A 10015-nucleotide genomic window follows, 5' to 3' on the forward strand; every position below is an offset into this window, starting at 1 on the left:
ATTACCAGGTGCCGGCGCTGCCGCCGCCATCGACCGGCAAAATGGTGCCGGTGGTGAAGTTGGATTCCGTCAGGTACAGCACGGCGTTAACCACGTCCTGCGTCACCCCGGTCTGGCCGGTTGGCGCCAGGGTGCGGTAAAACGCCTGGGTGGCATCGTCCTGGCTGTGCATCGGCGTGGCGATGATGCCCGGCGCCACCGCGTTGACCTTGACGTTGGACGCCGCGAGCTCGATCGCCAGCGCACGGGTCGCCTGGTTGAGGCCGCCCTTGATCAGCACCGGCAGCAGCGCCGGCACTTTCACGTTGGGCTGCATGGCAATCCCGGCGGTGATGTTGATGATGTGGCCGGATTTATTGGCGCTCATGTGCACAGCCGCCTGCTGGGACGGGAAAAACACGCCCTTCAGGTTGGTGTTGAGCAGGTCGTCCAGGTCGTGCTCGGTATAGTCGGCAACAGGCTTGGCGATGAAGATGCCGGCGTTATTAATCAGGATATCGACCTTGCCGAACGCCGCCACGGCGCGCTCGAACAGGGCTTTGGCCGTGCCCGGCTGGGCGATATCGCCCGGCACCAGCAGGAAGTTGGCTGGATTGCCCAACTTGTCCGATGCCTGTTTCAGCCGTTCGATGGTGCGCGCGTTGCCGACCACGTTGTAGCCGCGCTGCAGATATGCCTCGGCGACGGCAAAGCCGATTCCGCTGGATGCGCCGGTAACGATGACTGTCTGGTTCATGATGTTTCCTTTCAAGGTTGGTGTACGCAAACTATACTTTTGCGTAAAACCTTGATAAAGACATGGAAAAACAAGACAATAGATACACCATGTAATTAATAAGCCGCTATGAAACGCCAATTCGATGATGTGCTGCTGGGCAGCATAGAGCTGTTCTGCTTGGCCGCCGAGCTGTCCAGCTTTACCGCCGCCGCCACCGCCGCCGGGGTCACGCCGGCCGCCGTCAGCCGTTCCGTGTCGCGGCTGGAGGAACGCCTCGGCGTGCGCCTGTTCGTCCGCACTACCCGCCAGATCCGCCTGACCGATGGCGGCCGCGTCTATTTCGAGCAATGCCGCCAGGCGCTGTCGCAGCTGACCGAGGCGGAACGGCAGATCACCGGCGCCCAGGTCCAGCCATCCGGCCCGCTGCGCATCAGCGCGCCGACACCGTAAGCGCACTACCGGCTGCTGCCGCTGCTGGGCGAATTCCGCCGCACCTATCCGGAAGTGACGATCGACATTCACGTCAGCAACCGCAACATCGACTTCGCCGACGAAGGCTACGACCTGGCGATCCGCGGCCGCGCGCCGGCCGACTCCAACCTGATCGCCCGCAAGCTGGAAGACGCCGAACTGGTGCTGGTGGCCGCCCCGGCCTACCTCAAGCGCGCCGGCACGCCGGCCTCGCTGGCCGATTTGAGCCGGCACGAATGCCTGCAATTCGACCTGCCCAGCACCGGCAAGCGCATTCCGTGGCCCTTCATGCAGGATGGCGAACAGGTCGACGTGGTGACCGAAGGCGGCCTGTGCTGCTCGGAAGACGTGCTCGGCATCGTCACCTTGGCGCGCAGCGGCGCCGGCGTGGTGCAGACCTACCGCTTCATCGTCGAACAGGATCTGGCCAGCGGCGCGCTGGTCGAACTGCTGCCGCAGCACGGCGGCACCTCGCGGCCGTTCATCCTGCTGTATCCGCATGCACGCCACCTGTCGCTGCGGGTGCGCACCTTCGTGAAATTCCTTCTGAGCAACTTAACCTGAGCTGCTATACCCAAATGGTATTGCTAATGATTTTTTTGGCATTGGAGAACATACGCACCCTGCGCTAGCATAAGAGGTTAAGAAAACTTCTAGAGACATCCATGCCCGCACCACTCACCACCGCTGCCGTTTCCGCCGCACCGCAGACCAGTCCGGGCGCCAGCCCGCGCGCCGTCCTGTCCCTGTTGACCAGCCTGTTCTTCACCTGGGGCTTCATCACCGTCATCAACAACACCCTGCTGCCGCACCTGCGCAGCGTGTTCGACCTGAACTACACCCAGACCACGCTGATTGAATCGGTCTGGTTTATCGCCTACTTCTTCGCCTCGATTCCGTCGGCGCGCCTGATCGAGCGCATCGGCTACCAGAAATCCATGGTCTTCGGCCTGGGCATGATGGCGGTCGGCGCCCTGCTGATGATTCCGGCCGCGCGCCTGCCGTCGTACGGCGTAACGCTGTGCGCGCTGTTCGTGATCGCCTGCGGCATCACCTTGCTGCAAGTGTCTGCCAATCCCTACGTTGCCGTGCTGGGCTCGCCGGAGACGGCGTCTTCGCGCCTGAATCTGGTGCAGGCGTTCAACTCGCTGGGTGCGACGCTGGCGCCGCTGTTCGGCGCCTACCTGATTCTGGGCCGTTCGGCCTCCGGCACCGCCGAAGCCGGCCACGTGCTGACCCAGGCTGAAAAGCTGGCCGACGCCCAGGCCGTGCAGCTGCCCTACCTGATCGTGGCCGGCGTGCTGGTGATCCTGGCGCTGGTGATTTCCCGCTTCCCGATGCCGAAAATGCACCACGGCGCCACCAGCCGCGTGTCGGACGCCGAGCGCGAAAAAATGTCGCTGTGGAAGCACCGCAACCTGGTGTTCGGCATTCCGGCCATCTTCATCTACCTGATCGCCGAAATCGGCGTGGCCAACCTGTTCATCAATTTCACCGGCCAGCCGGAAATCGGCGGCCTGTCGCATGAACAAGGCGCGCACTACCTGTTCCTGCTGTGGGGCGGCATGCTGATCGGCCGCTTCGTCGGCGCCTGGGCGATGAACAAGACCACGGCCGAGCGCGTGCTGGCGTTCTGCGCGATTGGCGCCTTCATCGTCATGATGATCGCGGCGCTGGGTACCGGCAGCGTGGCGCTGTGGGCGCTGATTTCGGTCGGCCTGTTCCACTCGGTGATGTTCCCGACCATCTTCACGCTCGGCATCAAAGGCCTGGGTCCGATGACCGAAGAAGGCGCCGGCCTGCTGATCATGGCGATCGCCGGCGGCGCGCTGGTGGTGGTGCAAGGCTGGCTGGCCGACACCGTTGGCCTGCAACTGTCCTTCCTGCTGACGGCGGCGTGCGAATTGTACGTGCTGTTCTACGCGCTGTGGGGTTCGAAGGCGACCAACGCCTTCCCCGACGAGAAAGCTGTCTGACCAGTCTTCTGACTCCAAACATCGATGCCCGCCTTGTGCGGGCATTTTTTTTATCCAGACATTGCGGCGAAGAGCCGTAAGGCCGGCGGCATTCATCCCGCCAGCGCCCGATTCCTACCCGGTTTTCGGCCGTTCGTCGCATGCGGGAAAGCACCGGCATCCGCGCCACTAGAATGGCGCAGCGATTTCAACCCGATGAATTATCAAAGGAAAACAATGAAAAACAAATGGATGGTCACCTTGTCTTTGCTAATGTTGTCCGTGACAGCGGCGATCGCCGGCACGCCGCCGGCGCCGGGGCCGACGCCAGTGGCGGTTGATCGGGCGACCCGGCTGGAGGTCATCGATACGCTGATCGCCAAGCTGAACGCCAACTACGTCTTTCCAGACAAAGCCCGGCAAGCCGAAGTCGTCTTGCGCCAGCACCAGCGCGACGGCAAATACGATGCGATCAATGACGGCAAGCAGTTGGCCAAACAGCTGATGGAAGACATTGATGACGTTATTCACGACAAGCACATGCTGGTCGACGCCAGCGCCCGCCCGGTGCCGCCGGATGATGCCATGCCGCCGCCACCCCAGACCCGGGCGGAGTGGGAAAAACAGGTCCCGCCCGAAGCGCTGCAACGCATCCTGGCATCCAGCCTGGGTGTGGAAAAGGTCGATCACCTCGCCCCCAATATCGGCTACCTGCAGATTTCCGGATTTGGGCCGGTGTTCCTGATCGCCGACAAGTTCGCCGCCATGATGAATAAACTCGCCAACACCGATGGCCTCATCATCGACCTGCGCCACAACGGCGGTGGCGGGGGCGACTCCGTGGCGCTCCTGATCAGCTATCTTGTTGACCAGCGCACCCGCCTCGACGACACCTGGGAACGCGCGACCGGGCTTACCACGCAGTATTGGACGCAGGACAAGCTGGACGGCAAACGCTACGGCGGCAAAAAGCCGGTCGTCATCCTGGTCGGCCCCGATACCAAGTCCGCCGCCGAATCATTCGCGTACCAGATGCAGGCGCTGAAGCGCGCCACCGTGATCGGCGAACGCACGTGGGGTGGCGCCAACGCTGCGCGCCCCTATCGTCTCAGCGAGCATTTTGTCGCCTTCATACCCAGCAGGCGCTCGATCAGCCCGATTACCCATACCAACTGGGAAGGCGTGGGCGTCATCCCGGATGTTGCGGCCAAGGTCGACGATGCACTTGCGGTGGCCCAGGATCTGATGCAGCGACAACTGAACGGCGGCGCACCGCGGGTTGCCACCGATCGCTGACATCCCCTATCAATATGCTGCGTGCCCACCATCACCTTGGATACAGTATGCGAAAACTCTTCAGCATGGCGCTCTTGGCCGGCCTCGCGATACCTAACCTCGCCCTCGGCGCCGGCTTCAACCTGCTGGCGCAGGTCGCCGACGGCGGCGTCGCCATCCTGTTGACGCTCGGATTGTCAATTCTGTTGGTCGCCGTCACGATTGAGCGCCTGGTCCATTTCCGCACGGCCTACGTTGTGCCAGACGGGCTGATTGACCGCGTCAAACCGCTGTGGGCAGCGCGGGACTTCGCCAGGCTGCAGCAACTGCTGGCGGACCAGGACAGCACCCTGGCCCGCGTCATCGCCTACGTGGTCACGCACCGGCACCTCGGCTATGCCATCGTCAACAGCGGCGCCGGCGATGTCGCCTCGATCGAATTGCGCCACCATCAGCAAAAAGCCTATGCGCTGGCGATCGTGGCGACCGTCGCGCCGATTGTCGGCCTGCTGGGTACCGTGATTGGCATGATCGACGCATTCCACGTGATCGCGTTTTCCGAGGGTATGGGCAATCCGGCTCTGCTGGCGGCAGGCATATCGAAAGCGTTGATCAATACCGCTTGCGGCCTGAGCGTTGCGCTGCCGGCGCTGGCCATGCATCACTTCTTCAAAAATCGCCAGGCGTTTTTCGGCCTGACGCTGGAAAAAAAGATCAACAGCCTGATCAGCGAATGGTTCCTCGGGACAGACGCACCGCCGCAGCCGTTACAGGTGGTGTCCCATGCGAATTGACCTGGGCGACGACGAGCAGCCGGAAATCGGCCTGATCGCGCTGATCGATTGCATTTTCTTCCTGCTGATGTTCTTCATGGTGGCGACCTCGTTCAAACAGCCGTCCGCACTGAAACCACAGGCCGAGTTGCCGGTTTCCCTGCCCGTTTCGCAGGTGAGTCTGGAGCCGAATGAAGCCGGGGCCGCGCCGCTGGTCATCGGCGTGGACCAGGATGGACAGTTGTTTCTCGACGGCGCGCGCGTGTCGACCCAGGTCCTGCACGGACGCCTCAAGCAGGAAGCGGCAGCCAATCCCAGGCGCCGGGTGCGTATTGATGGCGACCAGCTGGCCAGGTATCAGGACATCGTTCACGTGCTCGATTTGTGCCAGTTTGAGCGGTTGACCGATATCTCCATGCACACGCGTAGCGCGCGATGAGGCTTGTCGCCATCCGCCTGGCCGGGCTGACCGGCCGGCACAGGTTCATCCTGCTGTCGCTGACTGCACACGCTGCACTCATTGCAGTGCTCTACTACTTTGGCGCCTATCGGATCGACTTGGCGCGACAACAGCAGATGGTGCGAGCCGGCGCTGAGTTATCGAAGCTGTCGGGCATGGACAAGCGCGTGCGGGATATGCAGCAGATCAAGGACTTGCTGCAACAAAGCGGCGGCGAGCATGCTTGGTCCGATACTGCTGCGGACCAGCTGCATTTCAGCGCCACTTCGCTACCCAGGCCCGCCGCCGAATTGCTGGCCGAGGCGCGACAGTTGTCGACGTCTATCGCCGAGGTGGAAACGCGCCTCAGAGCCGAAGAACTCGCGCGGATCGAGGGCATTTCACTGACCCAGGCGCTGGAGCAATTGGACACGCCGCTCCCGGCGCCGCCACAAGCGACGCCAGCAGATGCCGGGACACCAGAACAATTAACGGCAGAGATCGCGCGGCTTGAACAACGCGCGCGTACGTCGCTGGCACAGCGGCAGCAGCAGCTCCAACAGCGTATCAGCGGTGTGCCCGTGCGTCCGCCCGAAAGCACATCGGGCAACAGCGGCGGCTGGCACGACAACGCGCAACGAATCGGCGCCAACGGCGAACCAGCCAACGCCGGCCGGGCACGCCCTGGCGCTGGCCGCGACGACGACGAGATGGCCAAGCGGATCGCCAGGTTTATCAATCGGGATCTGGCGCTGCCCAAGGACGTCTCCCGGAGCTACGAGCGTGACGGTGAGCGGATCTTCAATCCGGGCGTCGGTCGCATTCCTCCGCTCGATGCCGCCAAGGTAATAAGAGGCGTCGGCCGCATGCTGGGCCGTGACGGAGAATTTGCCAATCGCGTGTACGTCAACAGCTGGTATCTGATTGGACCATTTGAAGGAAAACACGGCAGCAGACTCTTTTCCAACTACCGCTATCCGCCCGAAGACGGTGTGGTGCTGGACGCCGCCTATCGCGGCAAGGACAACCGTGTGGTGCAGTGGCGCTACTTCAACGCGGACAGCTATCCGCTGGTGCCGCCGGACTTCGCCGAGGATGCTGTCTACTACGGCTATACCGAACTCATGCTAGACCGCGAGCAGACCCTGACGGTATGGATAGGGGCGGATGATGACGCCCAGATATGGCTCAATGACGAACGGATTTGGGCCGGCGGCAACATCAACAAAACGTCGTTCTGGCGCGACCTGTATGACACGCAGAATACCTACGCCCATGACTTCAACATGTCCGAGGCAAAACGCAGAGTGCATTTCAAGAAAGGTCGCAACAAGCTGTTCTTCAAGTTGGCGAACGGGCCCTCACGGACGTTTTTCTCATTGGTGCTGACGAAATAGCAGGCGCATGAGACCGAGGCGGATCTCCGCGCTCCCGCCAATTCACCCAATACCGCTCTGGCCGGATGGTGGCGCCTGGCCCGCCGTCCCCGGCAAAAACAGCGTAAAGCGGGCGCCGCCGGTGGGGGCGTTGGCGGCCTCGATGCGGCCGCCGTAGGCTTGCATGATGGATTGCGACAGCGCCAGGCCGAGGCCGACGCCGTCCACCTCGCCCGCGCGCGCGCCGGTGCCGCGGAAAAAGCGCTCGAACAGGAACGGCAGTTCGTGCTCGGCGATGCCGAGGCCCTGGTCTTCGACTGACAGGGTCACGCCCGCCGCGCCGCGTTGCAGCCTCACGGTGATGTGGCCGTCGGCCGGCGAAAATTTCAGCGCGTTTTCCAGCAGGTTGCGCAGCACCAGGCTGACCGGCGCGCGGTCCACTTCCACCCGTTCTGACAACTCGTCTTTGCATACTATCGCGATGCGCCGCTCGGCGGCCGGCGCTTGCAAGCGGCTGATGGTGTCCTGCGCCAGCGCCGCCAGCGAGGCCAGTTCCACCTGCCCAAGCTGCTGACCGGCGTCCAGCCGCGCCAGCATCAGCAGTTCTTCCACCAGCATGGTCAGCCCGCCGACTTCGGCCAGGCAGGAGCGCAGGGCGCTGACGTATTCTTCATTCGAGCGCGGCCGCCGCAGCGTGATTTCGATCTCCGTGCGCAGTCGCGACAACGGCGAGCGCAGCTCATGCGACGCATCCGCCGTGAAGCGCCGCTGCACCTCAAACGCCTGCTCGATCCGTCCCAGCATGGCGTTCAGCGTATCGACCAGGTGTCCGATCTCGTCATCGTTGCCCGGATGCGGCAACCGCCGGTCCAGGCTGGAGTCCCCAATCTTGCGCGCCTGATCGACGATGTTTTCCATCGCCACAAAGGTCTGGCGCGACAGTCGCGCGCCGGCCCAGCCGACCAGCGCCAGCAACGCCGTCGCCATCACTGCGAACAAAATCGCCGCCGATTGCAGGATGTGATCGGCATCGTCCAGCGAGCCGGCCACCTGCACCGCGTAGCGCTGTCCATCGACCAGCGCCGGCACCGACACCATACGCAGCGGCTCCTCGCGCGCGTCGGGCAAAGTGTCGAAGGCCGTCTCGCCGGCCGCCAGTTGAGCCAGCAGGCGCGCCGGCACCGGCAGCTTGTCGCCGCCCAGGTTGGCGCTGCGCGCCAGCACCCGGCCGTTGCCGTCGATGATCTGCACCAGCCGGTCGAGCCGCGTCAGCGACAGCGGCGCGCTGCCGGCCGCCGCTTCGTGCACGCGCACCGCCGCGCCGCTGGTGTCGGCCAGCATGCCGACCTCGGTATCGGCCAGCGCCAGCAGCGCCGAATCGAGCTGTCCGCGCACCGAACGCGACAACTGCCACCAGCCGCCCACCGCCGTCGCGCCGACCGTCGCTACGGTGGCCAGCAGGTGGATCAGCACCAGCCGCCGGCGCAGGCTAAGCATCCGGCGCTCCCGCCGGCGCCAAACGGAAGCCGCGTCCCCGCACGGTTTCAATCAGCGGCGTGCTGCCGGCCGCGTCCACCTTGCGGCGCAGATTCTTCATGTGCACGTCAATCAGGTTGTCGATGGCGATCAGGTCGGCGTGCCACACCTGCTCGGCTAGTTGCAAACGGCTGACCACCTCGCCCACGTGCTGCACCAGGAAATCCAGGATGGCATATTCCTTTGGCGTCAGGTCCAGGCTGGCGCCGCCGCGACGCACCGCATGCGTCTGCGGATCGATGCTGAGATCGGCCACCTGCAGCAGCACCGGCGCCACCCGCACCGAGCGCCGCAGCAGCGCCCGTACACGCGCCAGAAGTTCGTCGAATTCAAACGGCTTGGTCAGGTAATCGTCGGCGCCGGTGTTGAGGCCGGCGATGCGGTCGGCCAGGGCGTCGCGCGCGGTCAGCATCAGCACCGGCAGTTGCAGGCCGCGCCGGCGCCATTCGCCGCACAGCGTGATGCCGTCCTTGCCGGGCAACATCCAGTCGAGGACGGCCAGGTCGGCGCGCGCCAGCAGGTCGGCGTCGACCTCGTGCGCGTCGTGCGCCACGCTGACCGTGTAGCCCTCTTCCTCCAGCCCGCGGGCCAGCAGACGCGCTGCCTTGTGATCGTCTTCTACCAACAAAATGTGCATGGGTTGCCCTCGACTCGACAGCCGGAGTATACCAGCGGCCCCGGCCGCCTTTCCTGAAGAAGAATTCAGGATGCGGTGCAGCATATTTCTTTACCATGGCGACACTTCCCAGATTAGTCATCGACCAAGCAGCTTGATCCGTCATTCCGGCGCAGGCCGGAATCCATACGCGGCACGCATATGTTCTATGGGTTCCGGCCTGCGCCGGAACGACGGGCTGCGCTGAATGGCATCGATGCAGGTCGCGCTTTGCCCGGAGAAACCCCATGAAAAAAGCCACGCTGTTGAAACTGTCCTTGTCCGCCGTGCTGGTCGCGGCCGCGCTGCGCCTGTATGCCACCTACGCCAGCGAGACGCCGGCGCCGGCCGACGTGCCGTCGCTGGTGCATGAGGGCGATTTGCTGCGCATACCGGAGCAGTCGCCGCTGAGGCGATCGCTGACCGTGGCCGCCATCGACGAGCAGAGCATCGCCGCGCCGTTCACGCTGCCAGCGCTGGTGGAAGCCGATCCGGCGCGGCTGGTCAAGGTGACACCGCCGCTGGCCGGCCGCATCGTCAGCCTCAACAAGCAGTTGGGCGACGAGGTCAAGGCTGGCGAGGTGCTGTTCACCATCGATGCGCCGGACATGGCACAGGCCGGCGCCGATAACGCCAAGGCGCAATCCGCGCTATCGCTGGCGCAGCGCAACCTGGCGCGCCAGCGCGAACTGGCGCAGTCGGACATCGCCGCCAGGCGCGACGTCGAGCAGGCGCAGGGCGACTACGACAGCGCCGCCGCCGAAGCCGCTCGCGCCGCCGCCCGCCTCGCCCAACTGGGTGCGCACGCCGCCGGCCC

8 protein-coding genes and 2 pseudogenes are annotated in these 10015 nt (G+C 64.2%); 7 read left to right on the forward strand and 3 right to left on the reverse strand.

What is annotated here, in order from left to right:
* Position 1: 1 nt before the first annotated feature.
* Positions 2-736, reverse strand: coding sequence for an SDR family NAD(P)-dependent oxidoreductase (locus GTP55_RS20490; protein WP_161046703.1), 735 nt, complete (start codon positions 734-736; stop codon positions 2-4).
* A 108-nt stretch (positions 737-844) separates the two neighbouring features.
* Here GTP55_RS20490 and GTP55_RS20495 point away from each other — a divergent pair.
* The 6 genes and pseudogenes from GTP55_RS20495 (at position 845) to GTP55_RS20520 (ending at position 7028) form a co-directional block, all read left to right on the forward strand.
* Positions 845-1753 (forward strand): annotated as a pseudogene (locus tag GTP55_RS20495) (substrate binding domain-containing protein).
* 101 nt (positions 1754-1854) lie between these two features.
* The gene (locus GTP55_RS20500) at positions 1855-3165 is read left to right on the forward strand and encodes a sugar MFS transporter (RefSeq protein ID WP_161046704.1); all 1311 of its coding nucleotides are present in this window, start codon (positions 1855-1857) and stop codon (positions 3163-3165) included.
* A gap of 216 nt (positions 3166-3381) precedes the next feature.
* Positions 3382-4440, forward strand: a complete 1059-nt coding sequence (locus GTP55_RS20505) for a S41 family peptidase (protein WP_161046705.1) — start codon at positions 3382-3384, stop codon at positions 4438-4440.
* Between the two features lie 47 nt (positions 4441-4487).
* Positions 4488-5213, forward strand: a complete 726-nt coding sequence (locus GTP55_RS20510; protein WP_202423803.1) for a MotA/TolQ/ExbB proton channel family protein — start codon at positions 4488-4490, stop codon at positions 5211-5213.
* Positions 5203-5631 carry an ExbD/TolR family protein gene (locus GTP55_RS20515; protein ID WP_161046706.1) on the forward strand — a complete coding sequence of 143 codons (429 nt, stop codon included), beginning with the start codon at positions 5203-5205 and terminating at the stop codon, positions 5629-5631. The genes GTP55_RS20510 and GTP55_RS20515 overlap by 11 nt, the downstream gene beginning before the upstream one ends.
* Positions 5628-7028 (forward strand): hypothetical protein, encoded by a 1401-nt coding sequence (locus GTP55_RS20520; RefSeq protein WP_161046707.1) that lies wholly within the window; start codon positions 5628-5630, stop codon positions 7026-7028. Before GTP55_RS20515 ends, GTP55_RS20520 begins: the two co-directional genes overlap by 4 nt.
* 42 nt (positions 7029-7070) lie before the next feature.
* Here GTP55_RS20520 and GTP55_RS20525 read toward each other — a convergent pair whose 3' ends face one another.
* Together GTP55_RS20525 and GTP55_RS20530 are read right to left on the reverse strand one after the other, a co-directional pair.
* Positions 7071-8504 carry a sensor histidine kinase gene (locus tag GTP55_RS20525; RefSeq protein ID WP_161046708.1) on the reverse strand — a complete coding sequence of 478 codons (1434 nt, stop codon included), beginning with the start codon at positions 8502-8504 and terminating at the stop codon, positions 7071-7073.
* Entirely contained in the window at positions 8497-9180 is a 684-nt protein-coding gene (locus tag GTP55_RS20530) for a response regulator transcription factor (RefSeq protein ID WP_161046709.1), read from the reverse strand. Before GTP55_RS20530 ends, GTP55_RS20525 begins: the two co-directional genes overlap by 8 nt.
* A 266-nt stretch (positions 9181-9446) precedes the next feature.
* On the opposite strand from GTP55_RS20530, the pseudogene GTP55_RS20535 reads away from it, so the two are divergent.
* Positions 9447-10015, forward strand: a pseudogene (locus GTP55_RS20535) (efflux RND transporter periplasmic adaptor subunit); the annotation flags it as partial.

The organism is Duganella margarita (genome assembly GCF_009857535.1).
GTDB classification, from domain to species: Bacteria; Pseudomonadota; Gammaproteobacteria; order Burkholderiales; family Burkholderiaceae_D; genus Rugamonas; species Rugamonas margarita.